This is a genomic window from Gemmobacter fulvus (assembly GCF_018798885.1).
Classification (GTDB): domain Bacteria; phylum Pseudomonadota; class Alphaproteobacteria; order Rhodobacterales; family Rhodobacteraceae; genus Gemmobacter; species Gemmobacter fulvus.
The window spans coordinates 2,574,462-2,598,526 of sequence record NZ_CP076361.1 but is presented as its reverse complement, the minus strand read 5'-3'; the positions used below and the strand labels follow the sequence as shown (position 1 = coordinate 2,598,526).

Sequence of the window (24,065 nt, the reverse complement as noted above, 5' to 3'; positions counted from 1 at the left end):
GGAAACGCGGGAGGTCATGCTTTTAATCCCCTGCGGCCCGGCCCTTGAGCGCGATGATGCCGCGCGGGCGGAACTGGATGAAGATGATGATGAAGATGATCATGTAGGTCTGGGCGGCGAGCGTGTTGGAGGGGTTCAGCCATTCAATGCCCTTTTGCAGCGTGCCGATCAGGAAGGCCCCGGCCAGCGTGCCCCAGATATTGCCGACGCCGCCGACCACGACGGTCATGAAGCTTTGCACGATATAGTCGGAGCCGAGCTCGGAGGTGACCTTGGCGAAAAGGCCGATGGCCACGCCCGCGATGCCCGCGATGCCCGAGCCGATGCCGAAGGTCAGCATGTTGATGCGGTCGGGGTTGATGCCCATGCTGGCGGCCATGCCGGGGTTTTGCGTCACCGCGCGCACCTCCAGCCCCAGCCGGGTGCGTTTCATCAACCAGAGGAAAAAGCCGAGGAACAGCATCGCCAGCACGAAGATGGCGATGCGGATATAGCTGATGGACACAACGTCGTTCAGCACCAGTGCGCCATCCAGCCAGCCCGGCGCGGTGAGCGGGCGGGCCTGTGTGCCGAAGATGTTCTTGGCGATCTGTTGCAGCGCGATGGAGATGCCGAAGGTGGCCAGCAGGGTTTCCAGCGGGCGTTTGTAGAGATGGCGGATCACCAGCCGCTCCATCGCCACGCCTGCCGCGAAGGTGACGGCAAAGGCCAGCGGCAGGGCAAGCACGATGGACAGCGTGTAGTTCGGCACGAAAAGCTGCACCACATAGCCGGTATAGGCGCCCAGCATGATGAATTCGCCATGCGCCATGTTGATCACCCGCATCACGCCAAAGGTGATGGCGAGGCCGATGGCGGCGAGGAAATAGATCGAGGCGAGCGAGATGGCATCGAGCGCCAGATCGGCGGCCTGCATCGCGCCGACCACGGTGCCGATGCGCGAGAGGGCTGCTGCTGCCGCCGTGGTGACGGCGGGATCCGGTTCGGCATAGACATCAACGAAGCGATGCGTGCGCAGGGCGGCGGCCACCTCGTCATCGGTGGCGGCGGTGGGCACGCTTCCTGCCTGTTCCAGCTCGGTATAGGCGCGGTCACGCGCGGCGCGGCTGTTCAGATCGGCCAGCGCCACCCCGCCCACCGCGCCATCGGCCAGATTGGCGGCCAGCGCCGCGCGCTGGTCTTCCAGCGTCAGCCGGGCGGGCGCGAGGTTGGCCGCGACCAGCAGGTCATAGGCTTCGGTTGCGGGCAGATCCTTGCCGGGGGTCAGGCTGCGGGCGATATTGCTGCCTGCGGGCGGGTCGCCAGCAAAGGCGGCGCGGGTGGTGGCGGTCAGCGGGTTCAGCGCGCCGCGCAGATCCAGCCCCAGATCGGCCCCGAAGCTGTTGATCGCGGCGACGCGTTCGGCGGCATCCGCCCCGTATTGCAGCGTCAGCAGCCGTTCCAGCCGCTGTTTCTGCGCCTTCAGCGCCGGGTCGGTTTCACTGTCGATGGCGGCCCGCAGCGGGGCCAGATGCGCGGCGGCCGGATCGCGGGCGATGGAGGTGAGGGCGGCGGTGCGGGCGGCGGGATCGGGGTCCGACAGGGTGAATTGCACCAGCGCCGTGGCAATCAGCCCGCGCACGCCGGCATTGGGTTTCAGCTCTGTCACCTCGGGTTTCGCGGCACTTCCGGCCTCGCTGCCATCCAGCGCGGTCAGGGCATAGCCCTCCGCGGTTGGCGTGATGAAAAAGAAGCGGCCATCCGCCTTGCGCAGGCCCAGCCCCTTGGCCTCCCATGCGGCAAGGATCCGGGCGGCGGCGGGATCGCCCGAGGCGGCCAGTTCGGCAATCACCGGGCCGATGGTCTGGCGCGAGGGCTTGACGATCTGGTCGCGGTGGGTGGCGAGGATCGCGGCGGCTGCGCCTTCGGCGTAGGCCGCACTGGCGCCAAGCTGCGGCAGCACCCAGAGCAGGGCTGCGAAAAGGGCGGATATGAGGTGGCGCATGTGTCCCTGCGGTTCGCGGCGGAGGGGACGGGGCCAGCGTGGCCCCGTCAGGATGCGGTTGGGGCGCAAGCCCCGGCCCGATCAATAGTTGGATTTGATCTGCACGCAGGTCTTGGTTTTGGAATTGTACATGCCGCAATCCAGTTCGGCCCAGTCGGACTCCAGCACCTTGGATTCCGGCAGGAAATCGGTCCAGGCATCGCCGGGCACCGGTTCCGTCTGGCTGATGATGTCAAACTGGCCATCCGCCTGAATCTCGCCGATCAGCACCGGCTTTGTCAGATGGTGGTTCGGTAGCATCTTGGCGGTGCCGCCGGTCAGGTTCGGCACTTCCAGCCCGTACATCGCCGCGCGCACCTTGTCGACTTCGGTGCTGCCTGCCGCCTCGACCGCCTTGACCCACATGTTGAAGCCGATCACCGTGGCCTCCATCGGGTCATTGGTCACGCGTTTTTCCCCGGCGAAGGCCTTCCATTTGGTGATGAATTCGGCATTCACCGGCACATCTGCCGATTGGAAGTAGTTCCACGCGGCAAGGTGGCCGACGAGGTTAGAGGTATCGAGGCCCGAGAGTTCCTCTTCCCCGACCGAGAAGGCCACCACCGGAATTTCGTCCGCCGACACACCCGCCGCCGCCAGTTCCTTGTAGAAGCCGATATTGGCATCGCCGTTGATGGTGGAGATCACGCCGACCTTCTTGCCATCTGCCCCCAGCGCCACCACATCGGCCACGATCTTGGACCAGTCCGAATGGCCGAACGGGGTGTAGTTGACGAAGATATCCTCTTTCGGGATGCCCTTGGAGATCAGATAAGCCTCAAGAATATTGTTGGTCGTGCGCGGATAGACGTAATCCGTGCCCAGCAGCGCGAACTTCTGAACGCCGAGTTCATCCAGGAAATAATCGGTCGCCGGGATCGCCTGCTGGTTTGGTGCAGCGCCCGTGTAGAACACGTTCCTCGACGATTCCTCGCCCTCGTATTGCACGGGGTAGAACAGCAGGCCGTTCAGCTCTTCGATCACCGGCAGCACCGATTTGCGCGATACCGAGGTCCAGCAGCCGAACATCACATCGACCTTCGAGACGGTCAGCAATTCGCGCGCCTTTTCCGCGAACAGCGGCCAGTCCGAGGCCGGATCGACCACAACCGCCTCAAGCTTCTTGCCCAGCAGGCCGCCCTTGGCGTTCTGCTCGTCGATCAGCATCAGCATCGTGTCTTTCAGCGTGGTTTCCGAAATCGCCATCGTGCCCGACAGCGAATGCAGCACGCCGACCTTGATCGTTTCCTCCTGGGCCTGCGCGGTCCCCGCCAGAGAAAGCGCTATCGCCCCCCCGAGCATCGCATGTTTGATTGCGTTCATCTCTCACCCCTGTTTTGCGACCGGATTGTCCCCGCAGGCAAAGGCGGGCTGGCCGTCCTGTGTTTCGTCGTGGCGGGCGTGGCGCAGAGCCCGGCGCCCACGTCGGCGAGGCAGTTGCCTGCCGACCGTTTTACGAAAGCGGAAAATGCGGCATTGCAGCAAAGATCATCGCCATTTTCTTGGGCGGATGACGGGGGATGCTCATTTTCTGACCGATTTTGCTGCAATGCGGCGCAGACTTGGGCAGTGGACGGCATATCCCGGCCTTGCCGCCTGCCCTGACGGGACACACCTGCACATCTATTTCAATCGCCGGGCGAACCTGCCGCTTCAATTCGGCCACGAAGATGCGCCATAGTGGCAAAAAACACGGGCAGGCCACGGCGCAATGACAGAGACAGAGTATCTGGACGGAATCACGCAGCCGGTCTGGCTTCTGGATGAAGCCGCCGGGCGTGCTATATTTGCCAATGCCTCAGCGCGCCTCCTGTCGGGTGACGCATTGCCCGACCGCGACACCATCGCCCGGCTGATCGCGGAACAGCCGGATTGGACGGCGCATGAGATGGATCTGCCATGGCAGGGCAGAAACGCCCCGGCCATTCTGGCGCTGTCCGGCTGGGACAGCCGCTATCGTCTGGCGGCGCGGGCGGCGGGGCATGTGGTGTTTGACTGGGATATCCAGAGCGGCACCCTCCAGTGGAAGGCCGAAACTGCCGAAACCTTCGGGTATGACCCGGCGGTTTTCCCGGAACGGCTGGAGCGCTGGCTGGATCGAATTCACCCCGACGACCGGGCGCGCATGTCAGAGGCGACGGAAAACGATCCGCCGGACGGATCGAACATCTGGCAGGCCGAATATCGGTTTCTGCGCGCGGATGGCAGCATTGCCCATGTGATCGACCGGGGGTTCCTGCTGCGCGACAGCACCGGCGCACCCCGTCGCATGATCGGCTCCATGATCGACGTCAGTGCGATTCACGAGGCGGAGGACCGCTTTCGTCTGGCGACCTCGGCTTCGACCGATGTGATTTTCATCCTCGACTTCGACACCGGCACGCATTGGTGGAGCGAGGCTTTGCAGACCCAGTATGGCCACGACCCGCATGGGGGTGCTGCCACGGTGGACCGCTGGTTCCAGTTGATCCACCCCACCGACCGCGACCGCATCCGCCGAAGTCATGCTGCGGCTCTGGCCTCGGGGGCCGAAACCTGGACCGAGGAATACCGCTTTGCGCGCGCCGATGGGCATTATGCGCATGTCATTGATCGTGCGCGGTTTTTCAGAAATGCAGATGGTCGGCTGGCGCGCAGTGTCGGCTCCATCGTCGATGTGACGGCGCTGCGTGATGGGCAGGAACGGTTCCGGCTGGCGGCAGAAGCGTCGCAGGATGTGATCTACACTTGGTCCCCGGCCGATGGGACAGCCTGGCGCAGTGACAGCTATGCACGCCTGTTCGGCTATGACCCCAAGCTGGGGATCGAGGGGCCGGGCAGCTGGCGCGCGGCGATTCATCGTGACGATCTGCCCCGAATGCTCGCCGCCGAAGCCACGGCCCTCGCCTACGGCGTGGATCGTTGGGAAACGAGCTATCGCGTGCATCGCAGCGATGGCCGCATCGCCCATGTGATCGACCGGGCCGCCGCGGCGCGCGGCCCGGATGGGGCAGTGCAGCGCATTGTCGGCTCCATCGTCGATGTCAGCAGCCTGCACGAAGAAAAGGAACGCCTGCGCGCCGTGCTGCATGTGGCGGCAGACATGATCTATGAGATGGATCTGCGCGCCGATACCGTGACCTTTTCGGATGGCGCGCTGGAAAACTTCGGGCTGGATTGGGCAGGCACGCACAAGCGCCCAACGCCCTGGCTGCGGGCAGTGCACCCCGACGAGTCCGCGCTGCTGGAGCGGCAGTTCCGTGCCTTTGCCGCGGGGCGGCGCGATGAGTGGCGCGCCGAATACCGCCTGCGCCGGGGCAACGGCACCTATGCGCATGTGCGCGAACGGGCGGTGGCGCTGCGCGACGAAGATGGCGAGGCCCTGCGCGTCATCGGATCAGTGCAGGATGTCAGCGACCAGGTGGAAACCGCCGAAAAGCTGCACCAGACCCAGAAGCTCGAGGCCATCGGCAAGCTGACCGGCGGTGTGGCGCATGATTTCAACAACCTGCTGACCGTGATGCTAGGCAATGCCGAATTGCTGGCCGATCGCAGCCACGATCCCGACAGCCGCGCCATGGCCGAAGCGGTGATGCACGCCGCCGAACGCGGGGCCGAACTGATCGGCAGCCTGCTGGCCTTTGCCCGTAAACAGCCGCTGCGGCCGCTGGCGCTGGATCCGCGCGATGTGCTGGCCGAACTGAACCGGATGCTGCTGCGCACCCTGCCCGCCTATATTTCGCTGCGGATGCTGGCCGATGCGGATCTGTGGCTGATCGAGGCAGATCCGACCCAGTTGCAGACGGCGCTACTCAACCTTGCCGTCAATGCCGCCGATGCGATGCCAGAGGGCGGGCAATTGATGATCGAGGTGTCCAACGTGCGCCTTGATGCCGATTACGCCGCCACCAATCCCGGCGCGCGCGAAGGCGAATTTCTGCGGCTTGCCCTGTCGGATACCGGCAGCGGCATGCCCGCCGATGTGATTGCCCGGGCGTTTGACCCGTTTTTCACCACCAAACCCGTCGGCAAGGGCTCAGGGCTGGGCCTGTCGATGGTGCATGGCTTTGTCAGCCAGTCGGGCGGGCATGTGAACATCTATTCCGAACCCGGTCTGGTGATCGGCTTTCATTCCACATACCAACTGCGTGATTTGCGGATCGAATATCCTTGGCACCCTCTTTACGGGCGGGTTCTACGCGCGCGCGATGGGGGACGCAGGCACGGATCGGACTCTGTGCTGGTCGAGGAACGGCAGGGGTTCTTCCGGACTTTGCCCCCCTGGATGTGCGATGCCGCCTATTGCGCACGCATGGAAAGCGGCCCGCCGGTTGTTGCTCTCGAAGCCTTGCGGTCGCTTGCACAGACACTCGATCTAATGCGTCACGGTCAGCTTGCGTCATCCTGTGGGGGATCGATTCCCGAGGAGGATACGCATGCCCTGCCGACCCCGACCCCTCTCGCAACAAAAGCAAGCGACGCCGAGTCAGCTCTGCCTGGACCTGAACGACAGCCCGAACCGCCCCCCGGCCGCGCCCGCGACACCGGCGATCCTGGAGGCATTGGCAGACCTGCTGCTGATGGCGGCGGGCAAGATTGCGGAGGGCGCAGGTCATGATGCACGCAAAGATCACCGCTGAGCACCTTGCCCGCAGCGCACTCGTCTACGTTCGCCAGTCGACGATGGCTCAGGTGCTCGGGAATCTCGAAAGCCAGAAGCGGCAATACCAGCTGGCCGAAGCCGCCCGCGACACCGGCTTCGCCGAGGTCCGGGTCATCGATGAGGATCTGGGACGCTCCGGCTCTGGTCTGATTGCCCGCCCGGGCTTCCAGCGTCTGGTCGCGGAAGTCTGTGCCGGGACGGTGGGGGCGGTCTATTGCATCGAAGCCTCGCGGCTTTCCCGTAATGGCCGGGACTGGCATCATCTGATTGACCTCTGCGCCTTGACGGGGGCCTTGGTCGTTGACCCGGAGGGGGTCTACGATCCGCGTCAAATGAATGATCGACTGCTGCTGGGGCTGAAGGGCACCATGTCGGAATACGAACTCAGTCTTCTGCGGCAACGTGGGCTGGCGGCCCGCGATGCGAAGGCGAAGCGGGGAGAACTCCGCTTTACCTTGCCGCCTGGGTTCTGCTGGAGCGAGGACGACAGGATTGAGATGGATCCTGATGAGCGGGTCCGGCAGGCCATCCACCTGATCTTCGCCAAGTTCCGCGAGCTTGGCAGCGGTCGCCAGGTGTTCCTGTGGCTGCGCGCGGCCGATGTCCATCTGCCAGTGGTCCTGCGCAACGGTGCCCTGCGCAAGATCGCTTGGCGCAAGCCTGCCTATCACAGCGTGATGCAGGTGCTGCATAATCCGGTCTACGCTGGTGCCTATGCCTTCGGCCGGACCGGTAATCGGATGGCGGTGGTCGAGGGCGAGGCGCGCAAGACCAGCGGCCATCACCGGGCGATCGAGGAGTGGGGCGTGCTGATCAAGAGCAATCACGAAGGATACATCGACTGGCAGGCCTATGAGGAGAACCGCGTCCTGCTGGGGGAGAACGCGCATATGCAAAAGCGAACGGCCCGCAAATCCGGGCGCGGCGGACAGGCGCTGCTGAGCGGCATGGCGCGTTGCGCAAGGTGCGGCCGGATGATGCGGGTCTTTTACAAGACCGGGACCGACCTGTCCCATCGTTACCAATGTCGGGGCGATGACAGCCATGTCGGGGCTGGGCTCTGCATCGGTGCGGGCGGGGGCGGCATCGATGCGGCCGTGACCGGCCAACTGCTCGAAGCGGTCTCCGGCCGCGCCGTGCAGGCTGCCCTATTGGCGGGACAGCAGGCCACCCGGGCACAGGAGGTGGTGCGGCTTGCTGTCGAGAAGGAGCTTGATGAGGCACGATACGCCGCGGAACTGGCCGAGCGGCGATATGAGCATGTCGATCCCGCCAAACGGCATGTTGCGCGCACGCTGGAGGCGCGGTGGAACGCAGCCCTGGAGCGGGTGGCCTCGGTCGAGCAAAAACTTGCCGCTTTGGGCGCAGAACTCATCGCGAGGCCCGGGGTCGATCCTGATGTCCTCTTGCGGCTCGCCACCGACCTGCCCTCGGCATGGAATGCCGCCGGGACCGATGCCCGCGCGCGGCAGCGACTGGTGCGCCTGCTGATCGAGGAAGTGGTGATCGACATCGATCAGGCGGAGAACGCCTTCGTTCTGCTCATTCACTGGATCGGCGGGCGCCACACCGAGGTCAGGCTGGCCCGGCGCCGAACCGGTCGCTTCCCACCGGGGCCAAAGCGCACTGCTGCCGACATCTTGCGCAAACTTGGCGGGCACTGGCCAGACAGGGAACTTGCCGTGACCCTCAACCGGATGCGCTGCCGCACTGAGGATGACGAGACATGGACGACCGTCCGCGTGGCTGAATTGCGCGACAGGCTCGCGATCCCACCCTATGATCCCGAGGCCGAGGAGGAGAAGACCGTGAGCGTCGATGCTGCCGCCAAGCGGCTCGGCGTCTGCGTGGCATCTGTCCACAAACTGATCCGCGCGCAGATCCTCCCCGCGACACAGATCCTGTATTCCGCCCCATGGAAAATACCGCTGGCCGCGCTCGAAACCGAGGCGGTTCGGATAGGCTTGCAGGAAATAGCCGCGCGCAGGCCAAGGCAAGCGCTTGATAAGATTGCAGACAGGTCCATGACCCTACCCGGATTCTGAAGGAGGAGATGCATTATGAAACGTGATCGGGGCACCACGGTCAGCCTCTATCTGCCGCGCAGTGCCGCGCAGCAGCGCGCAGATGTGCTGATGCCCGCCAGTGGTATCGTGCCGATGGGCGCGGGCGAACATATCGTGGCGGCAGAGGATGATCCGGCGCTGCGCCATCATGTGAAGCGGCTGGTGGAAAGCCTTGGCTACCGCGTGACCATGGCCGCCGATGGCAGCGAGGCGCTGGCGGCCATCCGTGCCGCCGGGGATGTGACGCTGCTGTTCACCGATGTGGTGATGCCCGGAGAGCTGCCGGGCCGGCTTCTGGCCGAAAAGGCCTGTGCAGAGTATCCGTCGCTGCGGGTGCTGTTCACCTCGGGCTATACCGAAAACTCCATCGTGCATCACGGTCGGCTCGATCACGGGGTGCAGCTGCTGTCAAAACCCTATCGCCGGGACGAGTTGGCGCGCAAGCTGCGCGCGGTGCTGGATGCCCCCCTGCCGACACTGACCGGGGGGCCTGTTCCCGATTAACCGGCGCGGTTTTGGGCATGAAACATCGGCCCGCCGCGCCAGCGCGGAAAGCCGTAGCCATGGATCTCCACAAGGTCGATGTCGGCGGGCTGGCGGGCGATGCCTTCGGCCAGAATCGCCTGCCCCTCTGCCGCCATTTCGGCCACCAGATGTTCGGCAATCGCCGGGCCATCCATCTGGCCTTCCGCGCGGATCTGATCGGCCAGCAGATCGGCCACGGTCGCAGAGGGCTGCGGCTTGCGCTGCCCCGGCGCATAATCATACCAGCCACCGCCGGTTTTCTGCCCCTTGCGGCCCGCCCGCACCAACAGGTCGCCCAATGTCTCTGGCACGTCCTGCCCGGTGGCCCGTGCTGCCTCGCGTTGCAGGAAGGCGATGTCGAGCCCGCCCAGATCCTGCGCCTCGAACGGCCCCATGGCAAAGCCGAAGCCGCGCATGGCGGCATCCACCGCCGCGATGGCAACGCCGCGCCGCACCAAGGCCTCGGCGCCGGCACGGTAGCGTTTCAGGATGCGGTTGCCAATGAAGCCTTCGCAGATGCCCGCCTGCACCGGGATCTTGCCCAGCGTCTTGGCCAGCGCAAAGCCGGTGGCCAGCACGTCGGGCGACGTGTCGGGTGTGGGCACGATTTCCAGCAGTTTCATCACATTGGCCGGGCTGAAGAAATGCAGCCCGATAAACCGCGCCGGATTGGGCACACCTTGCGCAATCGCCGCCGGATCCAGATAAGAGGTATTGGTGGCCAGCACCGCATCGGGCCTGCAAACCGCTGCCACCTGCGCAAAGACGGCGCGTTTCACGCCGATCTCTTCAAACACCGCCTCGATCACCAGATCCGCCCCGGCGAGGCTGGCATAATCGGTCGAGGCGGTAACGCCCGCCAAACGCTCTGCCGCCTGCGCCTCGGTCAGGCGGCCCCGCGCCACCGCGCCGTCGAAAATGGCGCGCAGATTGGTCACGCCACGCTCCAACGCCGCTGCATCCCGCTCGATCAGCGTCACCGGCAGGCCCGCATCCCGCAAGGCGGCAGCTATCCCCGCCCCCATGGTGCCACCGCCGATCACGGCAGCAGCGCGCAGCGGCAAGGGCTGCGCCGCGCCCAGATGGGCGGGCCGGGGCGCGGCGCGTTCGGCAAAGAACACATGGCGCAGCGCAGCCGCCTGATCCGAGCCGCGCAGGGCAAGGAAGGTTTCGCGCTCGAAGGCCATCGCCTCGGCAAAGGGCACCTCGGTCGCCTTGCGCAGGCAGGCCAGCGCGTGCAGCGGTGCCACCTCGCCCTTGGCACGTTTGGTGATGGCGGCCTGCTGGTCGTCCCAGAACCCCGCCTCCGGGGCCACAACCGGGCGGGCCGAGGCGGGCAGCGGCAAGGGCTTGCCGATGGCCTCCTGCGCAAAGGCAATCGCCGCCGCCCGCAGATCCCCGCTGACAACCGCGTCAATCAGGCCCAGCGCCTGCGCCTTGGCCGCGCGGAGCGGCTTGCCGCCCGTCACCAGATCGACCGCGGCCGCCACGCCCGCCACACGCGGGGTGCGCACCGTGCCCCCCGCCCCCGGCACAATGCCCAGCCCCACTTCGGGCAACCCGACCGAGGCGCTGTCCAGTGCCAGACGGAACCGGCAGCCCAGCGCCACCTCGAACCCACCACCCAGCGCCGCACCATGGATCGCTGCGACCCAGGGCTTTGCCGCCGCCTCGATCCGGGCCACCACATCGGGCAGATGCGGCGCGACCGGCGGCTTGCCGAACTCGCTGACATCGGCCCCGGCGATGAAGGTGCGCCCGGCGCAGATCAGCAGCACCGCTTGCACGGCGGCGTCGGCATCCAGCGCCGCCACCGCATCCCACAGCTGCTGGCGCAGCGCCTGCCCCAGGGCATTGACCGGCGGGTTGTCGATGGTGACAACGGCGATGCTGCCCTCGCGGGCGATGCTGACAAGGCTCATTTCATATCCCCAGATAGGCTTCACGGATGCGCGGATCGGCAATCAGCTCTGCCGCCGCGCCCTCCATACTGATGCGCCCGGTTTCCATCACATAACCCCGATCCGCCACCTTGAGCGCGCCAAAGGCATTCTGTTCCACCAGAAGCACCGTCACATCCAGCGCCTTCAGACCCTTCACCACTTCGAATATCTGGCTGACAAGGATCGGTGCCAGACCCATCGACGGCTCGTCCAACAACAGGCACGAGGGCCGCCCCATCAGGGCGCGGGCAATCGCCAGCATCTGCTGCTGCCCGCCCGACAGGCCGCCCGCCGCCAGATTGCGCTTTTCCTTCAGGATCGGGAACATCTGAAAGGCATCGTCCATATCCTTGTCCACCCGATCATCGGTGAACAGGAAGGCCCCGAGCCGCAGGTTCTCTTCGACCGACAGGTTGGTGAATATCTGCCGCCCTTCGGGCGATTGTGCCAGCCCCCGGCGCAGCCGCTTGTAGGCGGGCACCGGCGTCAGTGCCTCGCCACGGAAGGTGATTGTGCCGCCCGACACCGGCTGCACCCCTGACAGGCAGCGCAACAGCGTGGTCTTGCCCGCGCCATTCGCCCCCACCACCGTCACGATCTCGCCGCTGTCGACGCGCAGGTCGATGCCATGCAGCACCTCGATGCGCCCATAGCGCGAACGCAGCCCTTCAACCGTGAGCATGTGCGGCCTCCTCGGTGCCCAGATAGGCGGCAATCACCGCCGGGTTGCGGCTGACCGTAGCCGGATCGCCTTCGGCAATCTTTTCGCCATGGTCCAGCACCACGATGTGATTGGAGATGCGCATGACCATCTTCATGTCATGTTCCACCAGCAGGATCGCCACGCCCGAGGCCGCAACCTCGGCAATCAGATGGTCGATCTCTTCGGTTTCCACGGCATTGCAGCCTGCGGCGGGTTCATCCAGCAGCAAGACCTTGGGGTCGAGCGCCAGCGCACGGGCAATCTCCAGCCGTTTCAACGCGCCGTAAGACAGATTGCCCGCCTCGCGTTCCGCCGCACGCTCCAGCCCGACGCGCGCCAGCAAGGCGCGCGCGCCCTCTTCGGCCAGTGCGGCCCGGCGGCGCGAGGCCGGAAGGCCCAGCAGATCAGCCAGAACCGAGCCGCTTTCGCGCAGATGGTAGCCAGCAATCGCATTTTCCAGCACGGTCATGCTCTGGAAGATTTGCAGGTTCTGAAAGGTGCGCGACATGCCGCGCCGCGCCAGAAGATGCGGGCTCATCGCCGTCACATCCTCGCCGTTCAGCTTCACCTTGCCGGAGCCGGGCTGATATACGCCCGAAATCATGTTGAACAGCGTGGTCTTGCCCGCGCCATTCGGCCCGATCACCGACACGATCTCGCCGGGGTTCAGGGCAAAGCTGACATCGTTCACGGCACGCAGGCCGCCAAAGGTGATGCCCAGACCTTCAACTTGCAGCAGGCTCATTCGTCCCTCCCCCGCACCCGGCGCATGAGCGAGGGCAAAAGCCCGTCGCGCATGAAGATCATCACCAGCATCATCACAAGACCGAGCAGAAGCTGTTCATATTCGGCAAAGACCGTCAGCACCTGCGGCAGCAGCGTCAGGATGCCCGCACCGAAGATCGCACCCAGCACAGATCCGGCCCCGCCCAGCACGGCCATGGTGACCATCTCGATCGAGTGCATGTATCCAGCCACATCGGGGGTGATGAACTTGTTCTGCAAGGCCAGCAGGGAGCCCGAGACCGAGGCATAGACTGCCGAAATCACGAAGGCCTGCAATTTCAGCCGGGTAACATCCACCCCCACCGTCCTTGCGGCAATTTCCGACCCGTGCAGGGCGCGCAGCGCGCGGCCCGTCGGGCTGTTATAGAGGTTCAGCGCCAGCCAGGCCCCGATCAGCAGGCACAGCCCGGAAAACGCATACCAGAATTCGGCATTCGACAGGTCCAACCCCGCCTGTTTCAGCAGCGCCCGCAGCCCCAGATCCGGCACTTCGATACCGTCCGGGCCCTTGGTCAGCCAGCGTTCATTGGCCAGCACCATTGACACAAGGATACCGAAGCCAAGGCTCGCCACCCCAAGGTAATAACCCTTCAGGCGCAGGATGGGCCGCCCGACCAGATAGGCCAGCAGGGCAGAGATCACCGCCCCGAGCAGAGCAGCCAGGGCCGGATGCAGGCCCAGATGCACCGGGGCCAGCGCACAGGCATAGGCACCGATCCCGGCAAACCCGGCATGGCCAAGGCTGATCTGCCCGGCATAGCCGGTCAGGATCACGATGCCCGTCACGGCAATGCCATTGACGAAGATCAGCGCCCCGACCCGGTAATAATAACCCGAGGGAAAGAAGAACGGGGTGATGGCAATCAGCAGCGCCAGAACCAGCAGGGTGGCGGATTTGGGGGACAGTTTCATCATCACACCCGATCCGTCGATTTGCGGCCAAAGATGCCCTGCGGCATGGCGAACAGCACGGCAAGGATCACCACAAAGGCAGCGGCATCCTTGTATTGCGAACTCAGGTAGCCCGCCGTCAGCGCCTCGAACAGGCCCAGAAGGATACCCCCCACCAGCGCGCCCTTCGGATTGCCCATGCCACCCAGCATGGCCGCCGCAAACCCCTTCAGCGCCAGCGCGATCCCGACATCATAGGAGGTCAGCGTGATCGGCGTGACCAGCACCCCGGCCAGCGCCCCGATGCCCGCCGACAGCGCAAAGGACAGGGTCATCACCCAATTGGTATTGATGCCCACAAGCTGCGCCGCCAGCCGGTTGTTCGAGGTGGCAAGGATGGCCTTGCCGGTCAGCGTGCGGGTGAAAAAGAAGAACAGGCCGACAAACACCGCCAATGCGCCCGCAATCACCCACAGGCTTTGCGGCAGGATGGTCGCGCCCAGCACCTGGATCGGATCATCCCCCGAAAAGGCCGGAAAGCGATGCAACTGCTTGTCAAAGGTCAGCTGCGTGACGCCACGGATGAAGATCGACGCGCCGATGGTGATGATGATCAGCGACACCACCGGTGCCCCGCGCGCCGGTTCGATGGCCAGCTTGTTCAGGGCCACACCGATGCCCGCCGTAACCGCAATGGCCACCACCGCCGCCAAGGGCAGCGGCAGTCCCGCCTCGAAGGCAAAGACGGTGATCATGCCGCCGAGCATGACGAATTCGCCTTGCGCGAAGTTCACCACATCCGAGGCGTTGTAAATGATCGTGAAGCCGAGCGCGACAAGCGCATAAACCGCGCCGACCGTCACCCCCGACAGGAGGAATTGCATGAGTTCCGACATGGAGGGGTTCGCTCCGGCTTGGGATGCAGCGATATGGGCGCAAGGCGCGCCCCGGCGACAGGCCCGGCCACCCCACACGGGGCAGCCGGGGTCTGTGTCACTCGACGATGGTCCAGCCGCCATCCTTGATTTCCAGCATGCGGAACGCGCTCAGATCCAGACCGAGGTGATCCGTGGCCGACATGGTCACGGTGCCGGTGGTGCCGACCAGACCCGAGGTTGCCTCGATGGCGTCGCGGATCGCGGCAGGATCAGAGGATCCGGCGCGGGTGATGGCATCGGTCAGGATGCGGAACGCATCATGGGCATAGCCGCCAAAGGTGCCGACGGGGGTGCCGGTCTTGGCCTCGAAGGCGGTTTTATAGGCGGCGACGATGGCTTTTTGCGGATCGCTGTCGGGCAGCAGGTCGGCCACCAGCAGCGCCGTGCCCGGCAGGCGCACGCCTTCGGCAGCCGCCGCCCCGGCCAGTTCGATAAAGCCGTCAGACGCCACGCCATGCGATTGATACAGCGGCAGGTCGATCGCCAGCTGGGCATAGTTGCGCGTCACGATCGACGGCCCCTGCCCGAAGCCGGGGTTCAGAATCGCCTGAATTCCCTCTGCGCCCTTGATGTTCGTCAGTTGCGGCGTCATGTCCGCATCCTGCGGGCCATAGGTTTCATCCGCGACGATTTCGATGCCGTAATTGCCGACCACCGCCTTGCACTGCGCCTGCATCGAAGCGCCGAACCCATCGGTGCCCGAGATCAGGCCGATCTTTGCAATCTGCCGCGCCTTCATATCCTCGAAGATCTTTTCACAGGCCATGCGGTCGGTATGCGGGGTCTTGAACACGAAGGGTTTGACCGGGTCAATGATCTCGATGGCCCCGGCCAGCGAGATGAAGGGGATCTCTGCATCTTCGGCCACGGCGATGATCGACATGGTGGTGCCGGTCGTGCTGCCGCCGATGATCGCCACCACTTCGTCATCTTCCACCAGACGGGTGGCGAAGGTGCGCGCCTTGTTCGGATCGCCCGCATCGTCATAGAGCACCAGCGCGACTTCCTCGCCATTGATGCCGCCTGCGGCGTTCAGTTCTTCCACCAGCATTTCCAGCGTCTTGGCCTCGGGGTCGCCGAGGAACGAGGCGGGGCCAGTGGCCGAGACGGTGGCGCCGATCTTGATTTCGGCGCTGGCGGCGGTGGTCAGGCCAAGGGCCATCAGGGTGGCAAGGGCCGTGGTCGTCAGGGTCTTCATAAGGGTCTCCTCCCAGAGAACGCGGTGAAGCTGAAGCGTGGTCACGCCGCCGTGGGGCGACGCCACATCGCCCGCCGGAACCGGCTGGCGACAAAGGCGGTATCGGTGAGGCTGGCATTTCCCGCCGGGTTCGCCCCGGTGACGTGGAAATCGCTGAACGCCGCCGATTGGTTGACGAAAATATTGCCTGTCAGGTTGATCGACAGATTCACCCCGGCCTGCGCAAACGCGTCGATGGCCCGCGCGATGCGGTCCTCGTCCGTGTCATACAGCGCCGCCGTGATCGCGCCCTTGCGGCGCGCAAGATCGGCGGCAAGCGCGATGCCCGTATCCGCATCCGGCACGGCAATCAGAAAGCTGATCGGGCCGAAGCATTCAGCCTCATACACCCCGGTCTCATCGGCGCGCACCGCCAGCATCAGCGGCGTGGCGCTGCGCCCTTCGGGCAGGGCGGTTGAGTCGCGGATCACCCGGCCAAGGCTGCGCGCCGCCGTCACTCGCGCCAGCGTGGCCGGATTGGCAATCGCGCCACAGAGGCCTGCCGCACGGGCCGGATCGTCCAGCAGCGCATCCACCGCCGAGGCCAGCGCCTGCGCCACGGCCTCAAAGCTCTGATGGCCCTGATCGGTGTCGATTCCGCCTGCCGGGATGTAGATATTCTGCGGCGCGGTGCACATCTGCCCGGAATAAAGCGCCAGCGAAAAGGCGATATTGGCGCAGGTGGCCGCGAAATCATCGGTGGCGGCCAGCGTGATGCTGTTCACCCCCGCCTCTTCGGTGAAAACCTGCGCCTCGCCCGCATGGCGGCGCACCCAGTCGCCAAAAGCGGTGGAGCCGGTATAGTCGATGATCGCCACATCCTTGTGGCGCACCAGATCCTGCGTGATCTCGGCCCCCGCCGCATCGGCGGCCAGCAGCACCACATCGGCGGGAAAGCCCGCCTCGACCAGCACCGCACGCGCCACCTGCACTGTCAGGGCCAGCGGCAGCACCGCGGCGGGATGGGGTTTCACGATCACCGGATTACCGGTGGCGAGGCTGGCAAACAGCCCCGGATAGCTGTTCCATGTCGGGAAGGTCTGGCAGCCGATCACCAGCGCCACGCCGCGCGGCACCAGCGTCCAGTGTTTTTCCAGCAGGATCGGCGCGGCCTTGCCCTGCGGCTTTTCCCAGCGTGCGGTGGCAGGGAAGCGGATCATTTCCGCCCAGGCCATCGCCACCGCCTCCAGCCCGCGATCCTGTGCATGCGGGCCGCCCGCCTGAAACGCCATCGCAAAGGCTTGGCCCGTGGTGTGGCTGACGGCATGGGCCATGGTGAAGCTGATCCGGTTCAGCCGGGCCAGAATCTCCAGACAGACCCCCACCCGCGCCTCGGGCGTGGCCGCGGCCCATGCACCTGCGGCGGCCTTGGCGGCGGCGATCAGGCTGGGCACATCGGCGGCAGGATAGGTGATTCCCAGCGCTGGCCCCCAAGGCGACAGTTCAGCCCCGACGCGCCCGGATTCGGGATGGCCGGGCAAGGCAAAGGGTGTGTTGAGCAAGGCCGCATAAGCCGCCGCGCCATCCTCGCGCGCGGTTTCGCCATAGATCTTGCCGCTGGGCACCTCGGAAAAGGGCGACCAGAACCCACGATCCGTCAGGGCCGCAACAGCAGCATCCAGCACGGCGTGATGGCGGTCGAACAACGATGTCATGGCATCCTCCTCCCAGGTTGCGCTTTATCATTGACCGACCGGTCGGTCTATGCAACAAAAATCTTGGGCGCAGCGACGTTTTCCGCGAGGCGAGGGAGAAACCGATGATCCAATCCGACACCGTTCTGGTGACGCTGGCCGATGGCGTTCTGCGCCTGACGCTGAACCGGCCAGACAAGCTGAATTCCTTCAACGAAGAGATGCATATGGCGCTGCGCGCCGGATTTCAGCGCGCACAGGACGAAGATGCCGTGCGCGCCGTGCTGCTGACGGGCACGGGGCGCGGCTTCTGCGCCGGGCAGGATCTGGGCGACCGCGATCCGCGCAAAGGCGGCCCGGTGCCCGATCTGGGCCAGACGCTGGACCGGTTTTACAACCCGACGCTGCGGCTGATTCGCGCGCTGGAAAAGCCGGTGATCTGCGCGGTGAACGGTGTCGCGGCTGGTGCCGGGGCGAATATCGCCCTTGCCTGCGACATCGTTCTGGCGGCGCGGTCGGCCAAGTTCATTCAGGCCTTCTCGAAAATCGGGCTGATTCCCGATGCGGGTGGCAGCTGGAGCCTTGCGCGTATTCTCGGCGAACCGCGTGCCAAGGCGCTGGCCCTGACCGCCGCCCCCCTGCCCGCCGAAACCGCTGCCGCCTGGGGGCTGATCTGGCAGGCCGTCGACGATGACGCCCTGATGACCGAAGCCGAAGCGCTGGCGCTGTCTCTTGCTGCCGGGCCGACGCTGGGCCTTGGGCTGACCAAACGCCTTATTCAGGCCGCCGCCAGCAACAGCCTTGACGCGCAGCTGGATATGGAGCGCGATCTGCAACAGGAAGCCGGGCGCAGCGCCGATTATGCCGAAGGCGTCACGGCCTTCCTCGAAAAACGCAAAGCGGAGTTCAAGGGAAAATGAACGCGCCTCTCCCCCCCGCCCCGCGCGATCCGCAGGCCCTGGCCGAGGCCTGCGCCGCGGCGATGTGGCACAATGACAGCACTTCGCAGCGGCTGGGCATGGCGCTGATCCGGGTCGCCCCGGGTGAGGCCATGCTGGAAATGACCGTGACCGAGGCCATGTCGAACGGCCATGGCAATTGCCATGGCGGCTATATCTTCACGCTGGCCGACAGCGCCTTTGCCTTTGCCTGCAACAGCCGCAATGCCGTGGTGGTGGGGCAGCATTGCTCGATCACCTATCTGACCCCGGGCCGTCTGGGCGACCGCCTGACCGCCGAGGCACGGGAAGTCTCGCTCAAGGGGCGCTCGGGTATCTACGACATTCACATCACCAATCAGCACGGCGAGCCTGTGGCCGAATTTCGCGGCCATTCGCGCACCGTCAAAGGCCAGCATCTGCCGGACCCGGCCTGAGCCGCCAGCCGCATTCGAGGGAGGAAACCATGGAAGACCTGTCACCCCGGCCCGGAGACCTGGAGCCGATCGAGATCGCCTCGCGCGATGAAATCTCTGCCCTGCAATTTCACCGCCTGAAGCGGTCGTTGAAACATGCCTATGAAAACTCGGCCTTCTACCGCAAGCGGTTCGATGACCATGGCGTGCATCCCGATGATCTGACCACTCTGGCCGATCTGGCGAAATTTCCCTTCACCACCAAGACCGACCTGCGCGACACCTACCCTTTCGGCATGTTCGCCGTCCCGCAGAATCAGCTGGTGCGGATTCACGGCTCGTCCGGCACCACCGGCAAGCCGACCGTGGTGGGCTATACCAAACATGACATTGATGTCTGGGCGAATATGGTGGCGCGGTCGATCCGGGCGGCGGGCGGGCGGGCAGGCGATATCGTGCATGTCGCCTATGGCTATGGTCTGTTCACCGGCGGGCTTGGTGCGCATTACGGGGCCGAGCGGCTGGGCTGCACCGTGGTACCGATCTCTGGCGGCATGACCGAACGCCAGGTCACGTTGATGCAGGATTTCAAGCCACGCATCATCATGGTCACACCGTCCTACATGCTGTCCATTCTGGATGAATTCCGTCGGCAGGGCATCGACCCGCGCGAGTCGAGCCTCGCCGTCGGCATCTTCGGGGCCGAGCCCTGGACCAATGCGATGCGCGCCGAGATCGAGCAGGCCTTTGACATGCACGCCGTGGATATTTACGGCCTGTCAGAGGTGATGGGGCCGGGCGTTGCCAGTGAATGTGTGGAAACCAAGGATGGTCTGCACATCTGGGAGGACCATTTCTATCCCGAGATCATCGACCCGGTGACGGGCGCGGTGCTGCCTGATGGCGAGATGGGCGAGTTGGTGTTTACCACGCTGACCAAGGAAGGTCTGCCGATGGTGCGTTATCGCACCCGCGATCTGACCCGCCTGCTGCCCGGCACGGCGCGGGCGATGCGGCGCATCGAAAAGATCACCGGGCGGTCGGATGACATGATCATCCTGCGCGGCGTGAACGTGTTCCCGACCCAGATCGAGGAGCAGATCCTGAAATGCAAAGGCCTCGCGCCGCATTTCCAGATCGAACTCGGCCGCGCCGGGCGGATGGACAACATGACCGTCCACGTGGAATGCACCCCCGATGGGGCCGACGAGGCCGACCGCGCCAGATCTGCCAAGGAACTGGCGCATCACATCAAAAGCATCGTCGGCGTCTCGACCCGGATCGAGGTCCGCGATCCGAACGGGCTTGCCCGGTCTGAAGGCAAAGCCAAGCGGGTGGTGGACAATCGTCCGAAAGAATGACCCCCGGGCGGCACAAGGCCGATGACTCGGCCCTGATCCGCCGATACACCGAAGGGGGCCGCAAGGCCCCCTTTTTTGCAGGCCCCCTGCAAGCAGGAAAGTGACGTGACATGGCTCGGACAAGAGCGACGGATTTTGAAGAAAAACAGCGTGGCATTCTCGACAATGCCGCGGCGGTTTTCGCGGAACAGGGCATGGAGAAAGCCTCCATGTCGCAAATCGCACAACATGCGCAGGTGTCGAAGGCACTTCTGTATCACTATTACCCCAGCAAGGACGCGCTGATCTTTGCGATCATCATCACCCATCTGGAAGGTCTGGATGCCGCGATCGAGGCGGCCGAAGACCCCTCGTTGCCGCCCGAACAGCGCTTGCGGCGGCTGGTGGGGGCGGTGCTGGAAAACTATCGTGGCGCCGACAACCAGCACAAGGTGCAGCTGAATGCCACCTCGGCCCTGTCAGATCCGCAAAAGGCCGAGATCATGGCGATGGAACGCGGCATCGTGCGGCGGTTTTCGGTGGTGCTGCGCGAGATCAACCCCGAGTTGGACGACCGCGAACGCCCCTTGCTGATGCCCGTCACCATGTCGCTGTTTGGCATGATGAACTGGGTCTACATGTGGTTCAAGGAAGGCGGGCGGATCAGCCGCGACGATTACGCCGATGTGGCGACGACACTGATCCTTGAAGGTATCAAGGCCGTCCGCTGAACTTTGCGCGTTCCAGGATCAGCGGGTCATACTCCGGTGCCCTGGCGCGGCGGCGGTCGGGTTCTGGTGCGCTGAGCGGTGTGGCGGGGGTCAGCTTGCCATGCGCCTCCAGCGCCAGACGCTGATAGACGCCGGTGCCCTGCCGCTTCCAGGCGATCTCCTCCTCGGTCAGGCTGCGGATCACCTTGGCGGGCGATCCGACGGCAAGGCTGCCCGGCGGGATCACCGCCCCCGCCTTCACAAAGGCCATGGCGGCGATGATGCTGTTCTCGCCCACCACCGCCTCGTCCATCACCACGGCATTCATGCCGACCATCGCATTGCGCCCGATATGGCAGCCATGCAGTACCGCGCCGTGGCCGATATGGCCGGACTCCTCGATCACCACATCCTTGCCGGGAAAGCTGTGGATCACGCAGGTCTCCTGCACATTGCAGCCCGGGTGCAGCACGATCCGCCCGAAATCGCCGCGCAGCACCGCGCCGGGGCCAACATAACAGGCGGCCCCGATGATCACATCGCCAATCACCACCGCTGCCGGATGCACAAAGGCCTGCGGATCAATCACCGGCACAATGCCGTCATAGGCGTAAATCTGGGTCATTCGTCCTCTGTCATGCCCTTGGCTTCGGCGGCCTCGTCCAGCCGTGCCGCGAATTCGCGCCGCAAGGCCCGGCGCAGCTCTGCCGCGCGCTGGCGTTTGCGGTCCAGATCGCTTTCCAGCACCAGTTCCGGCACCTGCACCGGGCGGCCCGTGTCATCCACCGCAACCATGGTGAAATAGCAGGAATTGGTGTGCCGCCGCGCCCCGCTGCGGATATTCTCGGCCTCCACCCGGATGCCCACCTCCATCGAGGTGCGCCCGGCATGGTTGACCGAGGCGCGGAAGGTGACCAGCTCGCCCACATGGACCGGCTCCTTGAATGTCACCTGATCCACCGACAGCGTCACCGAATACTGCCCAGAATACCGCGAGGCGCAGGAAAACGCCACGCGGTCCAGCAGGTTCAGCAAGGCACCGCCATGCACCTTGCCGCTGAAATTCGCCATGTCGGGCGTCATCAGCACGGTCATTTCAAGGCGGCGCGCATCGGGCATCGGCAGATCCTTCCGGTTGGCTCAGGCCGTGGGTGGCCAGGTTTTCGCCACCATGGTTAGCACGTCATATTGCGCCACCACAGCCCCGTCCTGGTTGGTCACCCGTGCATCCCAGCGCACCTCACCATGGTCGGCATTGGCGCGCGGATTGATCTCCTTGCAGGTCAGCCGCACTTGCAGCGTGTCGCCGAAATATACCGGCGTCAGAAACCGCAGGTTGTCGACGCCGTAATTGGCCAGAACCGGGCCGGGGGCCGGATCGACGAACAGCCCTGCCGCAAACGCGGCGATCAGATAGCCATGCGCCACGCGGTCGTCAAAGAACGGGTTGGCCTTGGCGGCGGCGCTGTCCATATGCGCATAGAAGGTGTCGCCGGTGAAATGCGCGAAATGTTCGACATCGGCCTCGGTCACGGTGCGCGTGGCGGTGACCAGCTGATCCCCGATCCGCAGCTCTGCCAACGACTTGCGGAACGGATGCACGCCCTGCTGCACCGCGGCCCCTTCGATCCAGCGCCCGGTCACTGCGGACAGCAGGCGGGGCGTGCCCTGCACGGCGCTGCGCTGCATGTAGTGTTTCACGCCACGCATCCCGCCCATTTCCTCGCCGCCACCGGCCCGGCCCGGCCCGCCATGCACCAGCCCGGCCAAGGGCGCGCCATGCCCGGTCGAGGTTTTGGCCGAAGCCCGGTTGCCGATCAGCACCCGGCCATGGAACGGCGCCATGCCGATCACCATCTCTTCGGCCACCCGCGCATCATCGGTAAACACCGAGGCCACCAGCGACCCCTTACCGCGCCGCGCCAGCGCCACCGCCTCGTCCACACTGTCATAGGGCATCACGGTCGACACCGGGCCAAACGCCTCGACATCATGCACCGCAGTCGCCGCAAAGGGCGTGTCACAATAGAGCAGCACCGGGTTCAGAAAGGCCCCCCTGGCCGCATCACCCGACACCAAACGCACGTCATCGGGGTTGCCCGCCACGATCTCGGCATCGGCCTGCAATTCGCGGATGCGCGCCCGCACCTCCTCGCGCTGATCGAGGCTGGCCAGCGGCCCCATCCGCACCGCGTCGTCACCCGGCAGGCCCAGCGCCGTCTTGCCCAGCCGGTCGCCCAGCGCGGCCACCAGCGCATCGACATGCGCGCGCGGCGCGATCACGCGGCGGATGGCGGTGCACTTCTGCCCGGCCTTCACCGTCATTTCCCGCGCCACCTCTTTGACGAACAGGTCGAACTCCGGCGTGCCCGGCCCGGCATCGGGGCCCAGCACCGAAGCATTCAGGCTGTCGGCCTCCATGGTGAAGCGCACGGAATTGGCAATCACCGCCGGATGCGCCTTCAGCTTGCGCCCGGTCCAGGCCGAGCCGGTAAAGGTGACGGCATCCTGTGCTGTGACGTGATCCAGCAAATCCCCGACCGAGCCGGAAATGAGTTGCAGCGCCCCTTCGGGCAGGATCCGCAGATCAACGATCCGCCGCACCATCAGCTCGGTCAGATAGGCGGTCTGGCTGGCCGGTTTCACGATACAGGGCACGCCCGCCAGCAGGGTCGGCGCGATTTTCTCCAACATGCCCCAGATCGGGAAGTTGAAGGCGTTGATATGCACCGCCACCCCGAGCAGCGGGGTCAGGATATGCTGCGCCGAAAAGGAATTGTCCTTGGACAGCAGTTCCACCTCGCCATCCACCAGCACGCGGGTATTGGGCAATTCGCGCCGCGCCTTGGAGGCAAAGGACAGCAGCGTGCCGATCCCGCCTTCGATATCCACCCAGGCATCGGCCCGCGTAGCCCCGGTATGCAGGCTTTCGGTATAGAACTCTTCCTTCAGCCCCATCAGCGCCATGCCCAGCGCCTTGAGCATCCCGGCGCGGTCATGGAACGACATGGCCCGCAGCTTTGGCCCGGCCACCTCGCGGCCATAGGCCAGCGCCGCCGCGAAATCGAGGCCGCTTGCGTCGATCAGCGCCACCGCATCGCCGGTGGCGGCATCACACAGAGAGACACCTTCCCCCCGGCCAGCGGTCCAGCCGCCGCAGACATAGCTTTCAAGACGGCGCGGAGCGCGACGGGCTGGGGCATTCATGGGCATATCCTTCGGGTATCGGGGTCAGAACAGGACCGGCGCCGGGGTAATCCGCCCGCGCCGGTC

General features: G+C 65.1%; 20 protein-coding genes. 7 read left to right on the top strand and 13 right to left on the bottom strand.

Translation table 11 applies throughout. The annotated features are described in order from the left end of the window. Nucleotides 1-22: 22 nt before the first annotated feature. From urtB to KM031_RS12620, 3 genes are all read right to left on the bottom strand, one after another. On the bottom strand, nt 23-1,984 hold the full coding sequence (gene urtB / locus KM031_RS12630) for an urea ABC transporter permease subunit UrtB (protein ID WP_215505999.1): 1,962 nt from the start codon (nt 1,982-1,984) through the stop codon (nt 23-25). 81 nt (nt 1,985-2,065) lie between these two features. Further along, nucleotides 2,066-3,325, bottom strand: coding sequence for an urea ABC transporter substrate-binding protein (gene urtA, locus KM031_RS12625; protein ID WP_246567154.1), 1,260 nt, complete (start codon nt 3,323-3,325; stop codon nt 2,066-2,068). Nucleotides 3,326-3,476: 151 nt separating this feature from the next. Then, nucleotides 3,477-3,689: a hypothetical protein gene (locus KM031_RS12620; protein WP_215505997.1), complete on the bottom strand. Its 213-nt coding sequence runs from the start codon at nt 3,687-3,689 to the stop codon at nt 3,477-3,479. Nucleotides 3,690-3,734: 45 nt separating this feature from the next. Between KM031_RS12620 and KM031_RS12615 the strand changes: the two genes are divergently transcribed. Genes KM031_RS12615 through KM031_RS12605 form a run of 3 tightly spaced genes read left to right on the top strand, consistent with a single transcriptional unit; the run spans nt 3,735 to nt 9,235 of the window. Next, nucleotides 3,735-6,620, top strand: a complete 2,886-nt coding sequence (locus KM031_RS12615; protein ID WP_260691943.1) for a PAS domain-containing protein — start codon at nt 3,735-3,737, stop codon at nt 6,618-6,620. Continuing rightward, nucleotides 6,620-8,710 (top strand): recombinase family protein, encoded by a 2,091-nt coding sequence (locus KM031_RS12610; RefSeq protein ID WP_035714956.1) that lies wholly within the window; start codon nt 6,620-6,622, stop codon nt 8,708-8,710. Before KM031_RS12615 ends, KM031_RS12610 begins: the two co-directional genes overlap by 1 nt. A gap of 15 nt (nt 8,711-8,725) precedes the next feature. Next, nucleotides 8,726-9,235 (top strand): response regulator, encoded by a 510-nt coding sequence (locus KM031_RS12605; RefSeq protein ID WP_215507377.1) that lies wholly within the window; start codon nt 8,726-8,728, stop codon nt 9,233-9,235. On the opposite strand, the gene KM031_RS12600 is transcribed toward KM031_RS12605, so the two are convergent. From KM031_RS12600 to paaN, 7 genes are all read right to left on the bottom strand, one after another. Then, entirely contained in the window at nt 9,232-11,178 is a 1,947-nt protein-coding gene (locus KM031_RS12600; protein WP_215507379.1) for a 3-hydroxyacyl-CoA dehydrogenase NAD-binding domain-containing protein, read from the bottom strand. The genes KM031_RS12605 and KM031_RS12600 overlap by 4 nt on opposite strands. Nucleotide 11,179: 1 nt before the next feature. Continuing rightward, on the bottom strand, nt 11,180-11,881 hold the full coding sequence (locus KM031_RS12595) for an ABC transporter ATP-binding protein (protein ID WP_215507381.1): 702 nt from the start codon (nt 11,879-11,881) through the stop codon (nt 11,180-11,182). After that, nucleotides 11,868-12,647 carry an ABC transporter ATP-binding protein gene (locus KM031_RS12590; RefSeq protein ID WP_215507383.1) on the bottom strand — a complete coding sequence of 260 codons (780 nt, stop codon included), beginning with the start codon at nt 12,645-12,647 and terminating at the stop codon, nt 11,868-11,870. Before KM031_RS12590 ends, KM031_RS12595 begins: the two co-directional genes overlap by 14 nt. Continuing rightward, nucleotides 12,644-13,603: a branched-chain amino acid ABC transporter permease gene (locus tag KM031_RS12585; protein ID WP_215507385.1), complete on the bottom strand. Its 960-nt coding sequence runs from the start codon at nt 13,601-13,603 to the stop codon at nt 12,644-12,646. Before KM031_RS12585 ends, KM031_RS12590 begins: the two co-directional genes overlap by 4 nt. Beyond that, a complete protein-coding gene (locus KM031_RS12580) occupies nt 13,603-14,475 on the bottom strand; it encodes a branched-chain amino acid ABC transporter permease (protein WP_215507387.1) in 873 nt (290 codons plus the stop codon). Before KM031_RS12580 ends, KM031_RS12585 begins: the two co-directional genes overlap by 1 nt. A 97-nt stretch (nt 14,476-14,572) precedes the next feature. Further along, nucleotides 14,573-15,715, bottom strand: coding sequence for an ABC transporter substrate-binding protein (locus KM031_RS12575; RefSeq protein ID WP_215507390.1), 1,143 nt, complete (start codon nt 15,713-15,715; stop codon nt 14,573-14,575). A gap of 41 nt (nt 15,716-15,756) precedes the next feature. Continuing rightward, nucleotides 15,757-17,409 carry a phenylacetic acid degradation protein PaaN gene (paaN, locus tag KM031_RS12570; RefSeq protein ID WP_215507392.1) on the bottom strand — a complete coding sequence of 551 codons (1,653 nt, stop codon included), beginning with the start codon at nt 17,407-17,409 and terminating at the stop codon, nt 15,757-15,759. Nucleotides 17,410-17,513: 104 nt separating this feature from the next. Between paaN and paaG the strand changes: the two genes are divergently transcribed. The 4 genes from paaG (at nt 17,514) to KM031_RS12550 (ending at nt 20,813) form a co-directional block, all read left to right on the top strand. Next, nucleotides 17,514-18,308 carry a 2-(1,2-epoxy-1,2-dihydrophenyl)acetyl-CoA isomerase PaaG gene (gene paaG, locus KM031_RS12565; protein WP_215507394.1) on the top strand — a complete coding sequence of 265 codons (795 nt, stop codon included), beginning with the start codon at nt 17,514-17,516 and terminating at the stop codon, nt 18,306-18,308. Next, the gene (paaI, locus tag KM031_RS12560; RefSeq protein ID WP_215507396.1) at nt 18,305-18,763 is read left to right on the top strand and encodes a hydroxyphenylacetyl-CoA thioesterase PaaI; all 459 of its coding nucleotides are present in this window, start codon (nt 18,305-18,307) and stop codon (nt 18,761-18,763) included. The genes paaG and paaI overlap by 4 nt, the downstream gene beginning before the upstream one ends. 29 nt (nt 18,764-18,792) lie before the next feature. After that, the gene (gene paaK, locus KM031_RS12555; protein ID WP_215507399.1) at nt 18,793-20,103 is read left to right on the top strand and encodes a phenylacetate--CoA ligase PaaK; all 1,311 of its coding nucleotides are present in this window, start codon (nt 18,793-18,795) and stop codon (nt 20,101-20,103) included. Between the two features lie 110 nt (nt 20,104-20,213). Beyond that, entirely contained in the window at nt 20,214-20,813 is a 600-nt protein-coding gene (locus tag KM031_RS12550; protein WP_215507401.1) for a TetR/AcrR family transcriptional regulator, read from the top strand. On the opposite strand, the gene KM031_RS12545 is transcribed toward KM031_RS12550, so the two are convergent. The 3 genes from KM031_RS12545 to paaZ are packed head-to-tail and all read right to left on the bottom strand — an operon-like array spanning nt 20,797 to nt 23,999. Beyond that, on the bottom strand, nt 20,797-21,417 hold the full coding sequence (locus KM031_RS12545) for an acyltransferase (RefSeq protein ID WP_215507403.1): 621 nt from the start codon (nt 21,415-21,417) through the stop codon (nt 20,797-20,799). The two genes, KM031_RS12550 and KM031_RS12545, sit on opposite strands and share 17 nt — an antisense overlap. Next, a complete protein-coding gene (locus tag KM031_RS12540; protein WP_246567328.1) occupies nt 21,414-21,911 on the bottom strand; it encodes an acyl-CoA thioesterase in 498 nt (165 codons plus the stop codon). Before KM031_RS12540 ends, KM031_RS12545 begins: the two co-directional genes overlap by 4 nt. A gap of 21 nt (nt 21,912-21,932) precedes the next feature. After that, nucleotides 21,933-23,999 carry a phenylacetic acid degradation bifunctional protein PaaZ gene (paaZ, locus tag KM031_RS12535; RefSeq protein WP_215507405.1) on the bottom strand — a complete coding sequence of 689 codons (2,067 nt, stop codon included), beginning with the start codon at nt 23,997-23,999 and terminating at the stop codon, nt 21,933-21,935. Nucleotides 24,000-24,065 lie beyond the last annotated feature (66 nt).

What these genes read in the sequence shown, in the direction of transcription:
- urtB (WP_215505999.1), bottom strand. Translation starts at nt 1,984, where the DNA reads ATGCGCCACCTCATATCCGCCCTTTTCGCAGCCCTGCTCTGGGTGCTG.
- urtA (WP_246567154.1), bottom strand. Translation starts at nt 3,325, where the DNA reads ATGCTCGGGGGGGCGATAGCGCTTTCTCTGGCGGGGACCGCGCAGGCC.
- KM031_RS12615 (WP_260691943.1), top strand. Translation starts at nt 3,735, where the DNA reads ATGACAGAGACAGAGTATCTGGACGGAATCACGCAGCCGGTCTGGCTT.
- KM031_RS12610 (WP_035714956.1), top strand. Translation starts at nt 6,620, where the DNA reads ATGCACGCAAAGATCACCGCTGAGCACCTTGCCCGCAGCGCACTCGTC.
- KM031_RS12605 (WP_215507377.1), top strand. Translation starts at nt 8,726, where the DNA reads ATGAAACGTGATCGGGGCACCACGGTCAGCCTCTATCTGCCGCGCAGT.
- KM031_RS12600 (WP_215507379.1), bottom strand. Translation starts at nt 11,178, where the DNA reads ATGAGCCTTGTCAGCATCGCCCGCGAGGGCAGCATCGCCGTTGTCACC.
- KM031_RS12595 (WP_215507381.1), bottom strand. Translation starts at nt 11,881, where the DNA reads ATGCTCACGGTTGAAGGGCTGCGTTCGCGCTATGGGCGCATCGAGGTG.
- KM031_RS12590 (WP_215507383.1), bottom strand. Translation starts at nt 12,647, where the DNA reads ATGAGCCTGCTGCAAGTTGAAGGTCTGGGCATCACCTTTGGCGGCCTG.
- KM031_RS12585 (WP_215507385.1), bottom strand. Translation starts at nt 13,603, where the DNA reads ATGATGAAACTGTCCCCCAAATCCGCCACCCTGCTGGTTCTGGCGCTG.
- KM031_RS12580 (WP_215507387.1), bottom strand. Translation starts at nt 14,475, where the DNA reads ATGTCGGAACTCATGCAATTCCTCCTGTCGGGGGTGACGGTCGGCGCG.
- KM031_RS12575 (WP_215507390.1), bottom strand. Translation starts at nt 15,715, where the DNA reads ATGAAGACCCTGACGACCACGGCCCTTGCCACCCTGATGGCCCTTGGC.
- paaN (WP_215507392.1), bottom strand. Translation starts at nt 17,409, where the DNA reads ATGACATCGTTGTTCGACCGCCATCACGCCGTGCTGGATGCTGCTGTT.
- paaG (WP_215507394.1), top strand. Translation starts at nt 17,514, where the DNA reads ATGATCCAATCCGACACCGTTCTGGTGACGCTGGCCGATGGCGTTCTG.
- paaI (WP_215507396.1), top strand. Translation starts at nt 18,305, where the DNA reads ATGAACGCGCCTCTCCCCCCCGCCCCGCGCGATCCGCAGGCCCTGGCC.
- paaK (WP_215507399.1), top strand. Translation starts at nt 18,793, where the DNA reads ATGGAAGACCTGTCACCCCGGCCCGGAGACCTGGAGCCGATCGAGATC.
- KM031_RS12550 (WP_215507401.1), top strand. Translation starts at nt 20,214, where the DNA reads ATGGCTCGGACAAGAGCGACGGATTTTGAAGAAAAACAGCGTGGCATT.
- KM031_RS12545 (WP_215507403.1), bottom strand. Translation starts at nt 21,417, where the DNA reads ATGACCCAGATTTACGCCTATGACGGCATTGTGCCGGTGATTGATCCG.
- KM031_RS12540 (WP_246567328.1), bottom strand. Translation starts at nt 21,911, where the DNA reads ATGCCCGATGCGCGCCGCCTTGAAATGACCGTGCTGATGACGCCCGAC.
- paaZ (WP_215507405.1), bottom strand. Translation starts at nt 23,999, where the DNA reads ATGAATGCCCCAGCCCGTCGCGCTCCGCGCCGTCTTGAAAGCTATGTC.